Here is a 20,652-nt window from a genome sequence, read left to right as displayed (position 1 = left end):
GCCGGCAACCCGAGAGTATGTATGGAAGCGACTGGCACTTACTGGGAAGGGGTTGCCGAATATCTGGCCGGACTTGGCATGGTGGTCAGTGTCATCAATCCGGCACAGATGAAGGCCTTTGGCGCCTCGCGCATGGTACGCACCAAGACCGACAAGGTCGACGCGCAGTTGATTGCCGACTTTGCCCATGAGCGCCAACCGCAGCCGTGGACAGCGCCGTCGCCCGCCGCGCAGGCACTGCGCGCCTTGGTGCTGCGCCTCGAAGCGGTGCAAGCGATGCGGTTGCAGGAAACGAATCGGCTCGACGTCGCGCGAGAAGCGGTACGCCAGGGTATCGAGGATCACATTGCCTGGCTCGACAAAGAAATCAAGGAACTCATTCGCGCCATCAAGCGCCATATCGACGATGATCCGGATTTACGCGATAAGCGCGAGCTGCTCGACAGCATCCCTGGTCTGGGTGAGCGCACGATACCAGTGTTGCTGTCGTACTATGCCGATACCGAGCGCTTCGACAACGCCAAGCAAGCCGTGGCGTTTGCGGGACTCGACCCGCGCCAGCACGAGTCAGGATCGAGCGTACGTGGCAAGCCACGCATGTCGAAGATTGGTCACAGTTTCCTGCGAAAGGCGCTGTACATGCCAGCCATGGTGACCGTATACAGGACACCATGGGGTCAGCGCTTTGGCCAGCGGCTCAGCGCTGCCGGCAAGGCACCGAAACTGATCATCGGCGCCATGATGCGCAAGCTGGTGCACGTGGCATTCGGCGTGCTCAGGTCGGGAAAAATATTTGATCCAACCTTGCACAACGCTTGACGGGGATAACAGTATCTACGCGACTACCCGATACCGTCACCAGCAATAACAAACATAAAGCAGCCGTAGGTCGGGTTAGCGCTTCGCGCGTAACCCGACATTACCACTGCCTCAAACAATGCCAGGCAAAAAAAAAGGCAGCGAGGCTGCCTTTTGATGGTGCTGCGATACGGCTTACGACATGTGCTGGCCGCCGTTGATCGAGATATTTGCGCCCGTCACAAAGGCTGCCTCGTCGGACGCCAGGTAGGCCACCAGGCCGGCCACTTCTTCCGGCTTGCCCAGGCGCGCCATCGGGATTTGCGGGATGATTTTGCTGTCCAGCACTTCCTGTGGAATCGCCATCACCATCTTGGTGCCGATATAGCCTGGCGAAATGGTGTTGACGGTAACGTTCTTGCGCGCCACTTCCAGCGCCAGCGACTTGGTGAAACCATGCATGCCGGCCTTGGCGGCCGAATAGTTGGTCTGGCCGAAGGCGCCCTTCTGGCCATTCACGGACGAGATATTGATGATGCGGCCCCAACCGCGCTCGACCATGCCGTCGCAGACCGGCTTCGTCATGTTGAAGACGGAATCGAGGTTGGTGCCCATCACGGCGTCCCAGTTCGGCTTGTCCATCTTCTTGAAGGTCATGTCGCGCGTGATGCCGGCGTTATTGACCAGCACGTCGACCGGGCCGATTTCCTTTTCCACCGTCGCCACGCAAGCGGCGGCCGAATCGTAGTCCGCCACGTCGCAAGGATAGGCCTTGAAGTCATAGCCCTGGTCCTTGGTGGTCGCCAGCCATTCATCGACCTTGGTATTGCCCGGGGAATACGTGGTCACCACGCGATAGCCCAGCGCCGCCAACTTGAAGCACACCGCTTCGCCCAGACCACCCATGCCGCCGGTTACTAATGCAACTCTTGCCATTTTCATCCCCTCAGTGTCGTGCTGCTATTTGAATTTTGTCGTTATACCGGCAGGCACCGCCTGCCGGAGCTGATGCGCCGAAAATTAATCGCGCTCAATCGCCAAAGCGACACCCATGCCGCCGCCGATGCACAAGGCGGCCAGGCCTTTTTTCGCGTCGCGGCGTATCATTTCGTGAATCAAAGTGACCAAGATGCGCGCGCCCGAGGCGCCGATCGGGTGGCCGATGGCGATCGCGCCGCCATTCACGTTGATCTTGCTGGTATCCCAGCCCATTTCCTTGTTGACGGCGATCGCCTGCGCGGCAAACGCTTCGTTGATTTCCATCAGGTCCAGCTCTTCATGCGTCCAGCCGGCTTTTTTCAGGCACAGGCGCGAAGCCGAGACGGGACCCATGCCCATCACGGCCGGGTCCAGGCCCGACGAGGCGTAGGCCTTGATGCGTGCCAGCGGTTTCAGCCCCAGTTCCTTCGCTTGCGCGGCCGACATCATGATGACGGCGGCGGCACCGTCGTTCAGGCCCGAGGCGTTACCGGCGGTGACGCTGCCTTCCTTGGAGAACGCGGGGCGCAGGCCGGCCAGCGACTCCAGGGTCGAGCCCGGCTTGATATATTCGTCGCTGTCGAACACGACCGTGCCTTTTTTGTTGGCGATTTCCAGCGGCAGGATTTCGTCCTTGAACTTGCCCGCTTTTTGCGCCGCTTCGGCCTTCAGTTGCGACTGCAGTGCGAATTCGTCCTGCTCGGCGCGCGACACTTCGTATTTCTTGGCGACGTTTTCCGCCGTGATGCCCATGTGGTACTGGTTGTAGACGTCCCACAGGCCATCGACGATCATGGTGTCGGTCATCTTGAAGTCGCCCATGCGGAAACCATCGCGCGAACCGTTCATCACGTGGGGCGAGGCGCTCATGTTTTCCTGGCCGCCGGCGATGATGATGTTGGCGTCACCGCACTTGATGGCCTGCGCCGCCAGGTGGGTGGCTTTCAGGCCGCTGCCGCACACCTTGTTGATGGTGAAAGCGGGAATGGCGCTCGGCAGGCCGGCCTTGATGACGGCCTGGCGCGCGGCATTCTGGCCGACGCCGGCCGTCAGGACCTGGCCCAGGATCGCTTCGCTGATCAGGTTCGGGTCGATGCCGGTTTGCGCCAGCAAGCCCTTGATTACATGTGCGCCCAGTTCGGACGCAGGAATCTTGGCCAGGCTGCCACCGAATTTGCCCACTGCGGTACGGCCGGCGGCCACGATTACGACATCATCCATTTATTTCTCCGATATGCTGGCCATGACGGCCAAGGTGTTGATGAATCCGGGAAGACGCAACCAGCTGCATCACTACATGCGTTTTTGCTTCAGTCGCACCACTGGCGTGGCCGGCAATGATGGCGGCCGGCCTGGCGGTGATGGCGGGCGGCCTGGCGCGGCGGATAGCCGCTGCCGGGCCGCGCGGTTCCTGTCAATGACCAGGACGCGTGTTTTTATCATACCCTTCATCGGCAGCGCCGAAAGGGCTTTTTAGAAAATTATTGAACGGGTTTATCAGAGGGAACGGTGTCTCCTTCACCGCCTGCAACAGTTCACCGAATTTTTGACGCGATGCACCAAACTCATCCTTTGTCACAGCCGTGAAATTTTCCTGGTTTTCTTGGGCAACTTCCTTTGCCTGGCGCCCATAGGAACCGATGCGTTCCATGGCCAGTTGCGACTGCGCGCGCGACAGTTGCAACAGGGTTTGCGGGTCGCGCGCCGACAGCAATTGCTGCGCCGCCACCGTGCTGGCAGCGAGCGACGAGCGGGCGGTATCGAGCTGCAGGTCGATCAGCCTGGCGCCGCCTTGAAACGCCGCTTCGGCCAGGGCCTGGGCACTGCTCACCTGCGCAGCGTAGATGGCTTTGCCGGCCTGGGACAGCTGTTCGGAAAATGAAAACATTGCATACCTCCTCAAATGACAGCGGTGCATGTTGCGCCGCACAGTGCTCAACTTTAAGCGGCGCTGCCTTGCAATCCCTTGATCTGGCTCAAGCTCTCTGTTGGATTGTTTCCAAGTGAACGATCATCAGGACAGCAACTTGATACCGTCCAGCGAAGCGGCGCACTGTTCACGTATCACACTGACAAAATCGCGGACATAGGCCTTGTCCTCCAGCGCGGGCGGCACGGACACAAACAGGTCGCTCCACAAGCCATGCTCGCCCACCGGCCGCGCCACCACATAATCGTAATCGACGTAGTTCTTGATGGCCCAGTTCGGCAGAGCGGCAATGCCGCGCCGGCTCGCCACCAGTTGCAGCACCGCCACCGTCAGCTCGGCCGTGCGGCGCTCGAAAACGATGCCGTTCGGGCGCAGCACTTCACGGATCAGGTCGATGCGTTCTTCCGGCACCGGGTAGGTGATCAATGTTTCACCGGTAAAGTCAGCCGCCATCAGCCGGCGCTGGGCCTGCAGGCGGTGCTTTTGCGCCATCACCACCAGCATTTCAAAACGGAACAGGGGAAACACGGTGAAGTCGGGGCCATACGGCGAGCCGATCACCAGATCGGCCTCGCCCGAGCGCAGCAGCTCGGCCGGCTCGCTGTGAAAGCCCGACACCAGGTCGATTTCCACTTCCGGCCAGCGCTGGCGAAACGCATCCATCACCGGCATCAGCCAGTCGAAACAGGTATGGCATTCGAGCGCCACGCGCAACTGGCCGGTATCGCCCTGCGACAGGCGTGCCACGTCGCGCTCGGCCAGTTCGATCTCGGGCAGCAGCTTGTCGGCCAGTTCCAGCAGGCGGCTACCGGTGGCCGTAAACGCGATCGGCATCGACTTGCGCTCGAACAGCGGCGCCTGGTAGCGATCCTCCAGCAGGCGGATCTGGTGCGACAGCGCCGACTGGGTCAGGTTCAGCAATTGCGCGGCGCGCACCAGGCTGCCGGACGAGCGCAAGGCGCTCAGGGTGCGCAGATGGCGGATTTCCAGCATGGGCCCTTGCTATGGTGAATTTTTTTCATGTTAATCGTCAAAATGTTTCGTTTTTATTATAGAACAGATTGCCGCACACTCTAGCCTATCAACATTAAATCTCCATGACATCATGAACATTCACACCCATATTCTTGGTTTTCCCCGTATCGGCGCAGAACGTGAACTGAAATTTGCACTGGAACGCCATTGGCGTGGCGAGGTCTCGGAAGCCGCGCTGGAAGCCACCGGCAAGCAGCTGCGCGCGCGCCACTGGGCGCTGCAAAAAGAGGCAGGCCTCGATTACGTCACCGTTGGCGACTTCGCCTTTTATGACCAGGTCGCCAACCATATACAACTGCTGGGCTGCGAACCGGCCCGCTTCGGCTTCGACCACCAGCAATCGCCGCTGTCGCGCTATTTCCAGATGGCGCGCGGCGAGGAGCAGCACGACCACGCCGGCTGCAGCCATGCCCCTGCGGACGGCGCGCCGGCCTCCAGCCATTACGCGCTGGAAATGACCAAATGGTTCGACACCAATTATCACTACCTGGTGCCGGAATTTTCACCGCAGACACAGTTCTCGCTGGCCTGCGAGCGCCTGGTCGACGAAGTGGCCGAAGCGCAGGCGCTGGGCCATCAGGTCAAGGCGGCACTGATCGGCCCGCTCACCTTCCTGTGGCTGGGCAAGGAAAAAACCGCCGGCTTCGACCGCCTGACCCTGCTCGACCAATTGCTGCCGGTCTACAGCGCCCTGCTCGACCGCCTGAAACAGCAAGGCGTGCACTGGGTGCAGATCGATGAGCCCATCCTGGGCCTGGACTTGCCGGGCGCCTGGCGCAGCGCGTTTGAAAGCAGCTACTGGCAGCTGAACCAGGTGGGCGTAAACATCCTGCTGGCAACCTACTTTTCGCCGCTGGAAGAAAACCTGAGCCTGGCCTGCCGCCTGCCCGTGGCCGGCCTGCATGTGGACGGTATCCGCGCGCCGCATGAGCTGAGCGGCGTCGCCGACTGGCTGCCGGCGCACAAGGTGCTATCGATCGGCATCATCGATGGCCGCAATATCTGGCGCACCGACCTCGATGCGGCGCTGGACGTGCTGCGGCCGCTGCTCGACAAACGCGGCGGCAAGCTGTGGCTGGCGCCCTCGTGTTCCCTGCTGCACACGCCGTTCACGCTGGCGCCGGAAACCGGCCTGGCCCCGGAGCTCAAGTCGTGGCTGGCGTTTGCCACCGAAAAGCTGGCTGAACTGGCCCTGCTGAAAGATGCGCTGGCCGGCAACGGCGACAGCACCGCGCTGGCCGTCTCGCGCCTGGGCGTTGCCAGCCGCCGCGCCAGCGTGCGCGTGCATCGGCCGCAGGTGGCGCAGCGCCTGCAGCAACTGTCTCCGACGGCCGACCGGCGCGACTCCAGCTTCCCGCTGCGCCAGGCGCTGCAGCGCACCCGTTTTCAATTGCCGGACTTTCCGACCACCACCATCGGCTCGTTTCCGCAGACCAGCACCATCCGTGCCGCGCGCGCCAGCTTCAAGCGTGGCGAACTGGCCGCCGCCGACTATGAACAGGCCATGCGCGAGGAAATCGCCCACGCCGTCAGCCGCCAGCAGGCGCTGGGCCTCGATGTGCTGGTGCATGGCGAAGCCGAGCGCAACGACATGGTCGAATACTTCGGCGAGCAACTCGACGGCTTCCTGTTTACCCGCCTGGGCTGGGTGCAGTCCTACGGTTCGCGCTGCGTCAAGCCGCCCGTCATTTACGGCGACGTACAGCGCCCCGCCGCCATGACGGTGGCCTGGACGGTCCACGCGCAAAGCCTGACCGATAAACCGATGAAGGGCATGCTGACGGGGCCGATCACGATACTGCAATGGTCGTTCGTGCGCGACGACCAGCCGAGATCGCGGACCGCGCTGCAGATCGCGCTGGCGATACGCGACGAGGTGCAGGACCTGGAAGCGGCCGGCATCGGCATGATTCAGATCGACGAGCCGGCCATCCGCGAAGGCTTGCCACTGCGCCGCGGCCAGTGGGACGGCTACCTCGAGTGGGCCACGCGCGCGTTTCGCATTGCGGCCTCCGGCGTGGGCGACAGCACGCAGATCCACACCCATATGTGCTACGCGGAATTTAACGACATCCTGCCGCAGATCGCCGCCATGGACGCCGACGTGATCACGATCGAGACGAGCCGCTCGGACATGGAACTGCTGACGGGCTTTGGCCAGTTCCAGTACCCGAACGAGATCGGCCCCGGCGTGTATGACATCCACTCGCCGCGGATTCCCTCGACCGGCGAGATGGTGCGGCTGCTGCAGAAAGCCAGCGCGGTAATTCCACCGGCCAATCTGTGGGTCAATCCCGACTGCGGCCTGAAAACGCGTGGCTGGAAGGAAACCGAAGCGGCCCTGGCCAATCTGGTGCAGGCGGCCAGGCAGATGCGCGGCGGCTGATTCAACGGTACGCGCAAGCAAAGGCAAGAAGAGGAAAACCGGGGGATGGCCGCAAGCCTCCCCGTTTTCTGGCATCACCTGAAAATCTCGCCCCGTATCGTTCTCAATCAGGGCAGTCAAACGTATTGTCAAATAAATAGGTAATTTGCCAGCCTTTTTCCCCCTGGCCAGTCAGTATTCTCCCGTGCTCCTTGCACCAGCCACGGAAGTCATACAAGGCATACCGGTTACCCGAAAAATCCGACCATCCGGTATGTTTCAATGCCTCATCTATCTCCGCCATCTCCGGTTTTCCGCTTAAAAAACAAGTTTCCGAAATAAGCAGCCCACTTGTACCGCCGCAGTTAACGACATACTTCTGCAGTGAAGTTCCTTTGATTTTCAGTGAAATATAAAAATTCTTCGTCGATGGCGGTCTGTTTTTCTGATGAAACCACAGGAAAGACATAAAACCCAACATCAGGGCAAACCCGACAATATTTTTTTTCATTTTAAGATCGTGATGGATTTTCAATCAAGGATTTGGCGCTTCAAGATTTTCCAGAGATGCGCAATCGCCTGCCTGTCACGGCAGTACGGTTGAGAAAAGCATCTTACCAGCGTCGCGGTGGCCAACAATCCGCGACCTGTCAAGCGCCAGGACAGCCCGGCCAGGCCCGGCAAACCCGCTTGCGCCAAGGTACGCCATTCCCCGCTCCACCACCCTGTCAAAGCCGCAAATCAAAAAACGCATAAAAAAACACGTTTTTATCATTTGTTTTACGCATACATCATCGGATAATATGCATTTAACTTATTATGAAAGCGCGGCAAAGCATGCAACTTCGACAACTTGAAGCTTTTTCGGCGGTGATCTCGGTCGGCAGCGTGACGGGCGCGGCCAAGCTGCTGAACCGCTCGCAACCGGCCATCAGCCGGCTGATCCAGGATCTGGAAGCGGAAGCGGGCTTTGCCCTGTTCGAGCGCAATGGTCCGCGCGTGACGCCTACCGAACGCGCCTACCAGCTGTACCAGGAAGTCGAACGCTCCCTGCATGGCCTGACGCGCATCCGCCAGCGCGCGGCCGAGATCGCCGCCGAAAAGCCGGCGCCGATCCACCTGATGGCCACCACCGCCCTGTCCGCCACCATCGTGCCGCTGGCCCTGGGCCTGTTGCAGGACACGGGATTACCGGACCGTATCGTGGTCGAGAGCGCCTCGGCCGAGCACGTGGTGCAAGCCGTGCTGTCGCGCGCCACCGATATCGGCCTGGCGACCTTGCCGATCGAACACCGCGGCATCGACCTGCACTGGATCGGCGGCGCACCGTGCGTGGCCGTGCTGGCCGAGTCCGATCCGCTGGCGCAGCAGGAACGCATCGCGCTGGCCGACCTGGCAGGCCGGCGCCTGATCACCGGCATCAACCCGTATCGCCTGCGCGGCCGCATCGACTACGCGCTGGCGGCGGCCGGCATCGCGCCGCAACAGCTGATGGAAACCAATACGTCCCTGAACGCCATCATGGCGGCGCGCGCCGGCCTGGGCGTGGCCCTGGTCGAACCGGCCACCGCCTACGGCTTGCCGCTGCAGGGCGTGGTGGTGCGCGCCATCGATACCGCCATCCCGTTTTATTTCGGCCTGGTCACACCGGGCGACAAGCCGCTGTCACCGGATTTGCTGCGCCTGGTGAGCGCCCTGCAGCAGGCGTCGCAGATGCTGCTGCAAAACTTCGAACTGCTGCCCGCCGCGCGCCACGATGAGCTGATGCAGCGCATCTACCAGCGTACCGCCAGCGCCGCCCAGCCCGAAGCCGAATAAACCGAATACACCGAATACACAGGAGTTCCCCCATGCAAGCACAAGCCATCTACCAGCGCGCCATCGTTTTCGACGGCCTCAATATCTGCAACTGGTCACGCGAGATTTTCGAACAGTGGCAGCGCGGCGGCATCACCGGCGTGTCGGCCACCTGCGGCTTGTGGGAAGGCTTTCGCGAGTCGATCGCCAATGTGGTGCAGTGGAAAAAATGGTTCGAGGAACACAGCGACCTGATCCTGCAAGCGACCAGCGTGAACGATATCCGCCGCGCCAAGCGCGAAGGCAAGACGGCGGTGCTGCTGTCGTGGCAGAACACCTCGGGCATCGAAGACAAGCTCGACTACCTGCGCGTATTCCGCGATCTGGGCGTGCGCAAGATGCAGCTGACCTACAACACGCAGAACTACAGCGGCGCCGGCTATGTCGAGGCGAACGACTCGGGCCTGACGGGCTTCGGCCGCGAAGTAGTCAGCGAAATGGGCAAGCTGGGCATCGTCTGCGATCTGTCGCATGTGGGCGCCAAGACCTCGCTCGATGTGATCGAGTACGCCACGGTACCGCCCTGCTTTTCACACATTTTGCCCGCCGGCATGAAGGACATCAAGCGCAACAAGTCCGATGCGCTGATTTCCGAACTGGGCCGGCGCGGCGGCATCATCGGCCTGTCGCAATTCGGCCCCTTCATGCAAAAAGGTAACGACTCCACCATCGATGACTATGTCGCCGCGCTCGATTATGTGATCGAACTGGCCGGCGAGGACCACGTCGGCATCGGCTCCGATGCCTCGCAGGGCCATGCGCGCCCCAGCGAGTTTCTCGAATGGTGCAATCACGACAAAGGCTATGCGCGCGAACTGACGCCGTTCGGCCACGCCAAGGTGGTCAAGCCGCTGGGCCCGCTGGAACAGCGCCCGTTGCTGGCGGACGCCATGCAGCGGGCCGGCTGGAGCGAAGAAAAAATGGTGAAGGTGCTGGGAGAAAACTGGCTCAACTATCTGGAACGGGTCTGGCAAGCGCCATGACCCAGGGCAGCGCCGCTGGTTTTTTTAAACGTGAAAGCAAGAGATGAGAAAAGTATTATTGGGTTCCCTGCTGGCCGGTGCGGTGGTGTTGCCGGCCATGGCGCAAAGCAACGTCACGCTGTTCGGCGTGCTGGACGTCAACCTGGAATCGATCAACAACCTGGCCGGCGGCAGCCCCGGCTCGGGCCGCACCATGCGTGAAACCTCGGACGGCCTGTACGGCTCGCGCTGGGGTTTCAAGGGCAGCGAAGACCTGGGCAACGGCTACAAGGCCCTGTTCACGCTGGAAGGCGGTTTCCGCGTCGACACCGGCGCCAACAGTTCCAGCGACAAGTTGTTCGGCCGCCTGTCGTTTGTCGGCATCGAGAACAAGGAACTGGGCACGGTCACCGTGGGCCGCCAGTACACGGCCATGTTCGACATCATCAATCCTTACTTTCCGCTGACCCGCGCGCCGCAATACGAGCCGTATGCGCAGATCGAATCGATCTATACGGATAACTCCGTCAAGTATGTAAAAACCACGGGCGACCTGAAAGTGGCCGTCCATTATGGACTCGGCGAAGTGGCCGGCAACAGCAGTGCCGGCAAGAATTACTCGGCCGGGTTTTCCTACACGCCGGGGCCGTTTGGCGTCACCTTGAGCGCCGACCAGACCAATACCGCCGCCAGCACCGCCGCCGCTACCTTGGGCAACACGGGCTACAACCGCAAGATTGCGCTGGCCAGCAAATACCAGTGGGGCAACGCGACCTTCAGCGCCGGCCACCGCCTGGGTCGCCAGAAGGCCGCCAGCGGCATCCAGTCGCAGCGCGACACCTTGTCGTGGGCCGGTGTCGGCTACAACTTCACGCCGCTGCTCAATGGCGCCATCGGTTACTACTACCAGGACATCGAGCAGAGCAACACCATGACCAAGGGCAATCCGCAGCAGGTGGGCGCACGCCTGACCTACATCCTCAGCAAGCGCACCGACGTGTATGCGGTGGCCGCCGTGGTGAAAAACGCGGCCCTCAATTTCAACGCCCTGAGCACGCTGGAAACGGGCGCCACCACGCAAAACGCGGTGGCCGTCGGTATCCGCCATTTGTTCTGACCGAAAAGGTTTTATCATGACAATACGCACCATTTCCCCCCGCCGCCGCGCCTTGAGCACGCTGGCTCTGGCCGCCGCGCTGGCGCTCGGCGCCGCACCGTGCGCCCTGGCCCAGCCGGCGGCGCCGACGGCCAAGCTGACGATTATCGGCTTTGCCGGCCTGTTCCAGGACAAATACACGGAACAGGTGATCGCGCCGTTCCAGAAAAAATATCCGTCGATCACGATTGCCTACCGCCCCGTGAAAAACTCGGCGGAAGCCACTGCCCTGCTGCGCATGCAGAAGTCGCGCCCGACCATCAACCTGGTGATCATGGACGTTATGGTGGCGGCCACCGGCAACCGCGAAAAACTGTTTGCTCCGCTCGATCCGCGCAAGGTGGGCAACCTGGCCGACCTGCACCCGTGGGCCAAAACGGCCGGCAACTACGGTCCCGTGATTTCGCGCGACGACCTGGCCATCATCTACAACACCAAGCTGGTGAAACAGGCGCCAAGCAGCTGGATGGACCTGGCGAAGCCGGAATTCCAGCGCAAGCTGGCCATGCCGGTGGCCGACACGCGCGGCGTGGCGCTGCTGCCGATCCTGACGCGCATGGCCGGTGGCGACTACAAGCAGTCGATCGACCCGGGCCTGGCGCTGCTGAAGAAAATCGCGCCGCTGGTGCAGACCTGGGAGCCGCAGCCGGACATCTATACGGCCGTGCGTTCGGGCCAGGCCGCGATCGGCATCGGCTGGAACGGCCGCGGCCAGTACACGCACGACATCAGCAATGGCGACGTGGCGGTGGTGATCCCGAAAGAAGGCAGCACCGGCCAGCTCAACACCATCAACCTGGTGGCCGGCGCGCCCGACGCGGACGCCTCGCAGCTGTTCATCAACTACGCGATCAGCCCGGAAGCCCAGCTGAACTTTGCGCAAGCGCTGTTCTATGGCGCCAGCAACCAGAAGACCGCGCTGACGCCGCAATTGCGCCAGCGCATCTATGGCGGCGCCGACGTGGAAAAACGCAGCGTACAGCTGGACTGGAGCTGGCTGTCGGACCGCTACGGCCCGTGGGTGCAGCGCATCAAACGTGAAGTCATCGGAGGCTGACCATGACATCGACGCACGCCGAAGCACATGTGGTCCTGCGCGGCCTGAGCAAAATCTATCCGGGCCAGGCCGCGCCCGCCGTGGCGGGACTCGACCTGGAACTGGCGCGCGGCGGCATGCTGGCCCTGCTGGGGCCGTCCGGCTGCGGCAAGACCACCACCTTGCGCATGATCGCCGGCCTGGTCGAACCGAGCGCCGGCAGCATCGCCATCGGCGGCGTCGATGTCACGCACGCACCGGTACACCAGCGCAATATCGGCATGGTGTTCCAGTCGTACGCGCTGTTTCCGCACATGAGCGTGGAACAGAATGTGGGCTTCGGCCTGGAAATGCAGGGCGTGCCGCGCGCCGAACGCAAGCGGCGCGTGGCCGAAGCGCTCGACACCGTGCGCCTGGGCGACAAGGCCAGCCGGCGCATCAAGCAGCTGTCGGGCGGCCAGCAGCAGCGCATCGCGCTGGCGCGCGCGCTGATCACCGCGCCGCAGGTGCTGCTGCTCGATGAGCCGCTGTCGAACCTGGACGCCAAGCTGCGCGAGGCGCTGCGCATCGAAATCCGCGCCATCCAGCAGCGTACCGGTATCACGGCCGTGTTCGTCACGCATGACCAGGACGAGGCGCTGGCGATGGCAGACCGCATCGCCGTGATGCAGGACGGCCAGCTGGTGCAGGTGGGCACGCCGGCCGATATCTATGACGCACCGGCCAACCGTTTCGTGGCGGACTTTATCGGCCGCGCCAATTTTATCGACGCGGTGGTCAGCGGCAGCGACGCTGGCGGCATCACCGTCACGGCCGCCGCGCTGGCTGGCGACGCCTGGCGCTTGCCGGCGCAGCCAGCGCGCCGCGTGGGCGAAGCCGTCACGCTGATGGTGCGCCCGCACCACTTTTACCTCGATGACGGTGCAATTCCCGACGCGCTGCGCCTGCAGGCCAGCGTGGCCGACGTGGCGTACCGGGGCGACCTGCTGACCTACCAGATGCAGGCGGCCGGCCAATTGATCACGGTCGAGCTGCACGCCCATGCGCCGCGCAGCGTCCAGCTTGCCTACGGTCAACCCGTCACGCTGGCATGCCGGCCCGATGCGGTGGTGCTGCTGTGAACGCAACACTGAGCGCGCAACCACCCCGTAGCCAGCGCTGGCTGATGCTGGCCCTGCTGCTGCCGGGCCTGTTGGCGCTGGGCATCACCTTTTTGCTGCCGCTGGGCTGGCTGGGCAAGATCTCGTTTTCCGACAGCACCCTGGGCGACAGCGGCCCGCTGACGCTGGCCCATTACCTCTCCGTGATCGCCGATCCGTTTTACTGGAAGGTGGCGCTGACCACCATCAAATTGTCGGCGCTGGTGGCGCTGCTGGCGGTGTTGCTGGCGTATCCGATCGCGCTATTTCTTGCCCGCACCGAGAGCCGCTGGCGCGGCCTGCTGGTGGCGCTGGCCATCGCGCCGCTGCTCACCTCTTCGGTGGTGCGCACCTATGGCTGGATGGTGATGCTGAGCGACCAGGGCCTGGTCAATAGCGGTCTTTCCTGGCTGGGCGTGATCAGCGCACCCTTGCCGATTTCGAATAACTTTTTTGCCGCCACGGTGGCCCTGACGGAGATCCTGATGCCTTACGCCATCATGGCCATGCTGAGCGGCCTGGGCAAACTGAACCGCGATTACGAGGATGCCGCCGCCCTCTTGGGCGCCAGTCCCGCGCGCGTGCTGTGGCGCGTGATTTTGCCGCTGAGCCTGCCCGGCATCGTCACCGCCGCGCTGCTGGTGTTCGTGCTGTCGATCAGCGCCTTTGTCACGCCACGCCTGATCGGCGGCGGCCGCGTGTTCACATTAGCCACCGAAATCTTCGGCGAAGCCACCGTCACCCTGAACTGGCCGCTGGCCGCCACCCTGTCGGTGCTGTTGCTGCTGCTGTTCGGCGCCGTGATTGCCCTGTATCAGCGCGTGCTGAACCATCTGGAGCGTGACGCATGAAGAAGCGCATCCACTCTCTGCTGCACGGCCTGTTGTTGCTGGTCCTGTATCTGTTCCTGCTGGGGCCGATCATCGTGGTGTTTATCGTGTCCTTCGATTCGCGGCCCTACCTGGCGTTTCCGCCGGCCAGCTGGTCGCTGGAATCGTACCGCCAAGTACTCGACAACGCCGCCTTTTTGCGCGCGTCGTGGGTCAGCCTGTGGCTGGGCGTGGCCACGGCCGTGCTGGCCCTGGGCGCCGGCGTGGCCGCCTGCCTGGCGATGCGGCGCATGCCGGCGCGGCCCAAGGGCGTGCTGTCGTGGCTGTTCGTCTCGCCGCTGATGGTGCCGAACATCGTGATCGGCGTGGCGCTGCTGCTGATCCTGTCGCACTTCGGCCTGCTCGACACCTACGCGGGGCTGGTACTGGCCCATTTCGGCATCACGATTCCGTATGTGGTGCGCACCGTGTCGATGTCGCTGCAGTCGCTCGACGCGCGCTGCGAGGAGGCGGCGCAGATGCTGGGCGCCAACCGCTGGCGCGTGTTCTGGCGTATTACGTTTCCCCTGATCCGCCCGGGCCTGATCGCTGGCGCCGCCATGGCGTTTTTGATTTCCTTCGACGAAGCGGTGATTTCGCTGTTTGTGTCCGGCACCCAGGTGGTGACCTTGCCCGTGGAAATCTACCGCTATATCGAGTACCGCACCGACCCGCAGGTGGCGGCCCTGTCCGTGCTGCTGATCCTGGTATCGCTGGCGGTCACGGTGCTGATTGAAAAAGTGGTCGGCCTGCGCCGCGCCCTGTAGGACCACCATGCACGCGATTGTCTTGCAGCTGTTTCATGAAGCCAATGCCTTCCTGCCCGAGCGGGTCACGCTGGCCGACTTCCGGCGCCGCCATTATGTGGCCGGCGAGGAAGTGCGCCAGCGTTTCGGCGCCAGCAATAACTGGATGGGCGGCGTGCTGACCGCCCTCGATGATGCGGGCGCGCAGACCACCATCGGCCTGTGTGCGGCCGCGCATCCGGGCGGCATGGTCGACGCCGCCTCGTGGGCCGTAATCGAGGCCGATCTGCTGGCCTCGCTGGACAGCGCGCTGGCCGCGCAGCCGTGTGACGTGGTGCTGTTGCTGCTGCATGGCGCCTTGGTCGTCGAGGACCTCGACGATGCCGAAGGCCGTTTTTGTCAGGCGGTACGCCGGCGCATCGGCCAGCACGTCACGCTGGCCTGCACCCTGGATTTCCACGCCAACCCGGGCCACGCCTTGCTGGCCAGCGCCGACCTGGTGCTGGCCGGCCTGCGCTATCCGCACGACGATACGCGAAAACGCGGCGGCGAACTGGTACAACTGGCCTTGCGCCACCGCGCGGGCGAACCCCTGCGCAGCTGGCATTTCCGCTTGCCGCTGGCCGTGCCAATGCCGGCGCAAAACACCATGGACGAGGGACCGTTTGCCGCGCTGGCCGACTGGTGCCGGCGCCGCACGCAGGCTCATGGTGGTCAAGGCATCATCGATATCGGCTTGCTGGGCGGCTTTCCCTATACCGACAGCGACCGCGGCTGCACCAGCGTGCTGGTCACGGGCAGCGATGGTGATCTCGCCTGCGCCGCGTTTGCGGAACTGGCGGCGCTGGTCTGGCACCATCACGCCGCCCTGCTGGCGCCGTTTCCCGGCCCGGCCCGGCTGCAGGCCGTGCTGGACGATATGCAACACGGCAGCGGCACGCTGGTGCTGGCCGATGTCGGCGACAACCCGGGCGCCGGTGGCGCCGGCAACGATACGCGTCTGCTGTCGCTGCTGCTGGCGCAGCCGTATCCGTTTGCCGCCGGCATCCTGATCGATCCGCAACTGGCGCTGCGGGCGCAATCGGCCGGCGTGGGCGGCACGGTAAGCGTGGCCCAGCATGATGCGGTGGTGCTGCGCACCGGTCCGCTGGCCTACCGCAACACCGGCCCCATGATGACGGGCGAACTGGTCGACGGCGGCCTGGGCGCGGTGCTGCAAGTGAGCAACGGCCAACTGCTGGTATCGAGCGCCCGCATCCAGGCCTACGATAGCGCCGCGTTTAGCAGCCAGGGCGTCACGCTGGCGGATCAGCGCGTGATTTTAATTAAAACCTCGGCCCACTTCCGTGCTTCCTACAGCGCGCTGGCCAGCGCCGGCATCGTGCTGGCCGACAGCGGCGGCTGGGCCTCGCCCGACATGGCGCGCTTCGATCACACGGCGCGGCGGCGCCCCATCCTGCCGTTGGTGCCGCTCGACGCCGCCGCCTGGGATGCCGCCGTGCACTCTGAAATTCAACGCAATCAAGGACAGTCCGAATGAAGCAAGATCCCGAAGAACATGGCCCGGAGCAACTGACGCGCCTGGAACGCCAGTTGCGGCGCGAGCTGGACATGCTGTGCCTGCCCGCCAAGCCCTGGGTCCATCCGCGCAGCCATGACGGCCAGGCCGTCGTCGACGTTCTTGTCGTGGGCGCCGGCATGTGCGGCCTGACGGCCACCGCCGCCCTGCAGTTGCTGGGTGTCGACAAGGTCCGCGTGATCGACCGTGCCCCAAGCGGCGCCGAAGGGCCGTGGGTCACTTTTGCCCGCATGCAGACCCTGCGCTCGCCGAAAATCCTGGCAGGGCCGGCGCTGGGCCTGCCGTCGCTGACCTTCCGCGCCTGGTTCGAAGCGCTGTTCGGTACACCGGCCTGGGACCGGCTCGACAAGATCCCGCGCCCGATGTGGATGGATTACCTGAACTGGTACCGCGCCGTGCTGGGCATCCAGGTGGACAACGATACGGCCTTGACCGGCATCACGGGGCGCGACGACGGCATGCTGGACGTGATGCTGCACGGTCCGCGCGGCGACGAGCGCGTCACGGCGCGGCGCGTGGTGCTGGCCAATGGCCGCGATGGCCTGGGCGGCGCCTATGTGCCGCCGATCGCAGACGCCTTGCCCAAACGCTACTGGTCGCATACCTCGGACGCCATCGATTTCGGCGCCCTGCGCGGCAAGCGCGTGGCCGTGATCGGCGCCGGCGCTTCGGCGATGGACAATGCCGCTACCGCGCTGGAACAGGGCGCGGCCAGCGTCGACCTGTTCGTGCGCCGCACCGACATTCCGCGCATAAACAAATTGACGGGCATCAGCAACCCGGGCCTGGTGCACGGTTTCCTGGGCCTGGCCGACGAGTGGAAATGGAAGCTGCAATCGTATTCGATCTCGACCCACCCGCCGCCGCCGCGCGACAGCACCCTGCGCGTGTCGCGCCATGCCAACGCGCGCTTCCATGTCGGCAGCCCGCTGCTGTCACTGTCCATCGATGCCACGGGTGCGGTGGCGCTGGCCACGCCGAAGGGTCATTACCAGCTCGACCATATCATTTTTGGCACCGGCTTTTGCCAGGACCTGGCATTGCGCCCGGAGCTGGCCGCGCTGGCGCCGCACATCAAACGCTGGCAGGAACGCTATCCGGCCGGCGCCGAAGATGGCCCGGCGGAACTGCGCGAGTCGCCCGACCTGGGCCCCATCTTCGAATTCCAGTCCAAGGGCGCGCCGCAGCCGGGCCTGGCCAGCATCCACTGCTTCAACTATGCGGCCATGCTGTCGCACGGCAAGGTGTCGGGCGATATTCCGGCCGTCAGCACGGGCGCCCAGCGCTTGGCGGCCGGCATCGCCGAGCGTTTCTTCCAGGAAGATATCGCGCTGCACTACCGCGACATGGAAAACTACGACGTGGCCGAGCTGCAGGGCGACGAATGGACTGACGCCGACGCATGATGCAATCAATTACTACTATCGCTACCGACACAATGAGCAACGACGACCTGAGCCTCGATATTTTCTATGGCATCTCCTCCCCCTGGGCCTATATGGGCGCCGAACGGGCCTACCGCATCGCCGAGCAGCACGGCGTACCGGTGCGGCTGCGGCCGATCCGCATCATCCAGGACAATGGCGGCATTCCCCTGAGCCAGCGCCCGGACGCGCGCCAGCGCTATCACGCCACCGAACTGCGGCGCTGGAGCCGGCGCCTGGGCATCGCCCTGAACGTGACGCCGCGCTTTTACCCGTGCCGCACCATCGAGACGGCGGCCCAGGCCGTGATCGCCGCCACCCGCGCCGGCTTCGATGCGCGCGCCTTTTCGTTTGCCATCCAGCGCGCGCTGTGGGCGGAACAGCGCGATATCGCCGACGTGACAACCCTGCGCCAGATCGCCGCCACCACCCTGGGCGAGGCCGGCGCCGACCTGGTCAGCGAGACGCCGCCGGCCGGCGTGGTGGCCGAATGGCAGCAAAACCTGCTGGACGCGCAGACGCTGGGCATTTTCGGCACGCCCACCTATGTTGTCAGGGGCGAACTGTTCTGGGGCCAGGATCACCTGGACTTTGTGGACGAAGCACTGGAACGGGCCAGGCAGCGCTGAACCGCATGCAGGGCGGCTTTCAGCGGTCTTCAGGGGCGGCGCACCGGGTTTTCCGGGCGCCGCCCTTGTTTTTTGACATCAAGCACATGTTGCTCTACGGAATAGCATCTGTGCGGCCCCTGACGGCGATTTTTTTGCAGTAGAATGCAAGAAATTTACTGCTTTCCATGTGCGCCTATCGGTCACCGGGCCTTCCGCAGTTTCACTCTGAACAACGTTTATGTCCAAAAGCCTGCCGCAGAAGCCGATTGAAATCAAGATTTCCACTGTCGTTGCCGTCTCGGCCATCGTGCATGGCGCCGATACGCAGGCGCTCGATGCGGCCTTGCACGACATGACGGGCGGCGTGGCCGACTTTTTCGAGGACGACCTGGCGGTGCTCGACGTGGCCGACCTGGCGCCCGGCGACAGCCCCGTCGACTGGGGCGCGCTGGTGGCCCTGCTGAAAAAATATCGTTTGAACGCCGTTGCCGTGCGCAATGCCGCGCCGGAGATGCATGACGCCATCCTGGCGCAGGGCCTGAGCCTGGACAGTGGCAAGACGCGCGACGATGCGCCGGCCAAGGACGGCCCGACCCTGGCCGCCGAATCCGGCGCCGAAGCGCAGGTGATGGTGATCGACACGCCGGTGCGCGCCGGCCAGCGCATCTATGCGCGCGGCTGCGACCTGATCATCACGGCGGTCGTCAACAATGGCGCCGAGATCATCGCCGACGGCAGCATCCATGTGTATTCCTCGCTGTACGGGCGCGCGCTGGCCGGCGCCTCGGGCAATCCGCAGGCGCGCATCTTCGCGCTGGCGATGGAGCCGGAACTGGTGTCGATCGCCGGCGTGTACCGTACCTTCGAGGATGGCTTTACGCCGGAGATGAAGGGCGGGCCGGCGCAAATTCGCTTGGCTGGCGACAGAATAGAGATACACTCTGTCAAACCGGTCACCCCCGTCAACCGCTCTTGAGCTGGACAACTCCGAGAGATATCTGAAAAGGATTATTTGTGGCAAGAATTATTGTTGTGACGTCCGGCAAGGGCGGTGTCGGTAAAACCACCTCCAGCGCCAGTTTTTCCACTGGCCTGGCCCTGCGCGGCCACAAGACAGCCGTGCTCGACTTCGACGTGGGCCTGCGCAATCTCGACCTGATCATGGGTTGCGAACGCCGCGTGGTCTATGACCTGATCAATGTGATCAATAAAGAAGCGACCCTGAACCAGGCGCTGATCAAGGACAAGCACTGCGACAACCTGTTCATCCTGCCCGCCTCGCAAACGCGCGACAAGGACGCGCTGACCGAGGAAGGCGTGGAACGCGTGTTGAACGACCTGATCAACATGGGCTTCGAATTCATCATCTGCGATTCACCGGCCGGCATCGAACATGGCGCGCTGATGGCGCTGACGTTCGCCGACGAAGCGATCATCGTCACCAATCCGGAAGTATCGTCGGTACGCGATTCGGACCGCATCCTGGGCATTTTGCAAGCCAAGTCGCGCCGCGCGCAGACCGGCGCCGAGCCGGTCAAGGAGCACCTCTTGATTACCCGCTACGCGCCGAAACGGGTGGAATCGGAAGAGATGCTGTCCTACCAGGACGTGCAGGAAATCCTGCGCATCCCGCTGGTGGGCATCATTCCGGAATCGGAACAGGTACTGGCCGCCTCGAATCAGGGCAATCCGGCCATCCACTTCAAGGGCACCGACGTGGCGCAAGCCTACGAAGACGTGGTCTCGCGCTTCCTCGGCGAAGAAGTGGAACTGCGCTTCACCAACTATGAAAAGCCTGGTTTGCTCCAGCGCATTTTTGGGACGAAGTGACATGGCCTTGCTTTCTTTCCTGTTCCCCCCAAAACCGAAAACGGCCAGCGCGGCCAAGGAACGCCTGCAGATCATCATCGCGCGCGAACGCAGCGGCCGCGACGGCCCCGACTTCCTGCCCGCCCTGCACAAGGAATTGATCGAGGTTATCTCCAGGTACACCAAGGTCAACGCCGAAGACATCAAGATCTCGCTCGACCGCCAGGGCAACCTGGAAGTGCTGGACGTCAACGTGGTGCTGCCGGACGCGTAAGAACGGCCGGCAAGCTGCCGCCAGAAACAGCACTATAATCAAAGGGTTGGCGTTGAGTCAGCCCTTTTCGCGTTGTCCCCACGA

General features: G+C 63.3%; 20 protein-coding genes. 15 read left to right on the top strand and 5 right to left on the bottom strand.

The annotated features are described in order from the left end of the window. Positions 1-819, top strand: an 819-nt coding sequence (locus tag ACP7B7_RS15245) for an IS110 family transposase (RefSeq protein ID WP_426077184.1), incomplete at its 5' end; no start/stop codon positions are given. Between the two features lie 174 nt (positions 820-993). Here ACP7B7_RS15245 and phbB read toward each other — a convergent pair. The 4 genes from phbB to ACP7B7_RS15225 all read right to left on the bottom strand — a co-directional run bounded on the left by phbB (position 994) and on the right by ACP7B7_RS15225 (position 4,699). After that, positions 994-1,734, bottom strand: a complete 741-nt coding sequence (gene phbB, locus ACP7B7_RS15240; protein ID WP_426077183.1) for an acetoacetyl-CoA reductase — start codon at positions 1,732-1,734, stop codon at positions 994-996. 84 nt (positions 1,735-1,818) lie between these two features. Further along, positions 1,819-2,997, bottom strand: coding sequence for an acetyl-CoA C-acetyltransferase (locus tag ACP7B7_RS15235; protein ID WP_308923342.1), 1,179 nt, complete (start codon positions 2,995-2,997; stop codon positions 1,819-1,821). Between the two features lie 193 nt (positions 2,998-3,190). Continuing rightward, positions 3,191-3,694, bottom strand: coding sequence for a phasin family protein (locus ACP7B7_RS15230; RefSeq protein ID WP_426077182.1), 504 nt, complete (start codon positions 3,692-3,694; stop codon positions 3,191-3,193). Positions 3,695-3,790: 96 nt separating this feature from the next. Beyond that, a complete protein-coding gene (locus ACP7B7_RS15225; protein ID WP_426077181.1) occupies positions 3,791-4,699 on the bottom strand; it encodes a LysR substrate-binding domain-containing protein in 909 nt (302 codons plus the stop codon). A gap of 112 nt (positions 4,700-4,811) precedes the next feature. Here ACP7B7_RS15225 and metE point away from each other — a divergent pair, with 112 nt between their 5' ends. Next, positions 4,812-7,127 carry a 5-methyltetrahydropteroyltriglutamate--homocysteine S-methyltransferase gene (metE, locus tag ACP7B7_RS15220; protein WP_426077180.1) on the top strand — a complete coding sequence of 772 codons (2,316 nt, stop codon included), beginning with the start codon at positions 4,812-4,814 and terminating at the stop codon, positions 7,125-7,127. Positions 7,128-7,230: 103 nt separating this feature from the next. On the opposite strand, the gene ACP7B7_RS15215 is transcribed toward metE, so the two are convergent. Then, positions 7,231-7,617, bottom strand: coding sequence for a hypothetical protein (locus tag ACP7B7_RS15215; protein ID WP_426077179.1), 387 nt, complete (start codon positions 7,615-7,617; stop codon positions 7,231-7,233). Between the two features lie 326 nt (positions 7,618-7,943). Between ACP7B7_RS15215 and ACP7B7_RS15210 the strand changes: the two genes are divergently transcribed. The 13 genes from ACP7B7_RS15210 to minE all read left to right on the top strand — a co-directional run bounded on the left by ACP7B7_RS15210 (position 7,944) and on the right by minE (position 20,568). Further along, entirely contained in the window at positions 7,944-8,924 is a 981-nt protein-coding gene (locus tag ACP7B7_RS15210; protein ID WP_426077178.1) for a LysR family transcriptional regulator, read from the top strand. A 32-nt stretch (positions 8,925-8,956) separates the two neighbouring features. Beyond that, positions 8,957-9,946: a membrane dipeptidase gene (locus ACP7B7_RS15205; protein ID WP_426077177.1), complete on the top strand. Its 990-nt coding sequence runs from the start codon at positions 8,957-8,959 to the stop codon at positions 9,944-9,946. A 43-nt stretch (positions 9,947-9,989) separates the two neighbouring features. Further along, positions 9,990-11,042 carry a porin gene (locus tag ACP7B7_RS15200; protein WP_426077176.1) on the top strand — a complete coding sequence of 351 codons (1,053 nt, stop codon included), beginning with the start codon at positions 9,990-9,992 and terminating at the stop codon, positions 11,040-11,042. A gap of 16 nt (positions 11,043-11,058) precedes the next feature. After that, positions 11,059-12,138 (top strand): ABC transporter substrate-binding protein, encoded by a 1,080-nt coding sequence (locus ACP7B7_RS15195; protein WP_426077175.1) that lies wholly within the window; start codon positions 11,059-11,061, stop codon positions 12,136-12,138. Positions 12,139-12,140: 2 nt separating this feature from the next. Next, positions 12,141-13,238, top strand: coding sequence for an ABC transporter ATP-binding protein (locus ACP7B7_RS15190; RefSeq protein WP_426077174.1), 1,098 nt, complete (start codon positions 12,141-12,143; stop codon positions 13,236-13,238). Continuing rightward, positions 13,235-14,107, top strand: a complete 873-nt coding sequence (locus ACP7B7_RS15185; protein ID WP_426077173.1) for an ABC transporter permease — start codon at positions 13,235-13,237, stop codon at positions 14,105-14,107. The genes ACP7B7_RS15190 and ACP7B7_RS15185 overlap by 4 nt, the downstream gene beginning before the upstream one ends. Beyond that, the gene (locus ACP7B7_RS15180) at positions 14,104-14,892 is read left to right on the top strand and encodes an ABC transporter permease (RefSeq protein WP_426077172.1); all 789 of its coding nucleotides are present in this window, start codon (positions 14,104-14,106) and stop codon (positions 14,890-14,892) included. Before ACP7B7_RS15185 ends, ACP7B7_RS15180 begins: the two co-directional genes overlap by 4 nt. A 7-nt stretch (positions 14,893-14,899) precedes the next feature. Then, positions 14,900-16,411: a M81 family metallopeptidase gene (locus ACP7B7_RS15175; protein WP_426077171.1), complete on the top strand. Its 1,512-nt coding sequence runs from the start codon at positions 14,900-14,902 to the stop codon at positions 16,409-16,411. Next, positions 16,408-17,856, top strand: coding sequence for an NAD(P)-binding domain-containing protein (locus tag ACP7B7_RS15170; RefSeq protein ID WP_426077170.1), 1,449 nt, complete (start codon positions 16,408-16,410; stop codon positions 17,854-17,856). The genes ACP7B7_RS15175 and ACP7B7_RS15170 overlap by 4 nt, the downstream gene beginning before the upstream one ends. A 32-nt stretch (positions 17,857-17,888) precedes the next feature. After that, positions 17,889-18,503: a 2-hydroxychromene-2-carboxylate isomerase gene (locus ACP7B7_RS15165; RefSeq protein ID WP_426077169.1), complete on the top strand. Its 615-nt coding sequence runs from the start codon at positions 17,889-17,891 to the stop codon at positions 18,501-18,503. Between the two features lie 220 nt (positions 18,504-18,723). Then, positions 18,724-19,461 (top strand): septum site-determining protein MinC, encoded by a 738-nt coding sequence (minC, locus tag ACP7B7_RS15160; protein WP_426077168.1) that lies wholly within the window; start codon positions 18,724-18,726, stop codon positions 19,459-19,461. A 38-nt stretch (positions 19,462-19,499) separates the two neighbouring features. After that, positions 19,500-20,315 carry a septum site-determining protein MinD gene (gene minD / locus ACP7B7_RS15155; protein WP_426077167.1) on the top strand — a complete coding sequence of 272 codons (816 nt, stop codon included), beginning with the start codon at positions 19,500-19,502 and terminating at the stop codon, positions 20,313-20,315. A 1-nt stretch (position 20,316) separates the two neighbouring features. Next, positions 20,317-20,568 (top strand): cell division topological specificity factor MinE, encoded by a 252-nt coding sequence (minE, locus tag ACP7B7_RS15150; protein WP_426077166.1) that lies wholly within the window; start codon positions 20,317-20,319, stop codon positions 20,566-20,568. Positions 20,569-20,652: the final 84 nt, after the last annotated feature.

It is taken from the genome of Janthinobacterium sp. PSPC3-1 (assembly GCF_049896105.1).
Classification (GTDB): domain Bacteria; phylum Pseudomonadota; class Gammaproteobacteria; order Burkholderiales; family Burkholderiaceae_D; genus Janthinobacterium.
Note: the sequence above shows the minus strand (reverse complement) of the source record. Positions and strands in the feature narration are given on the sequence as shown.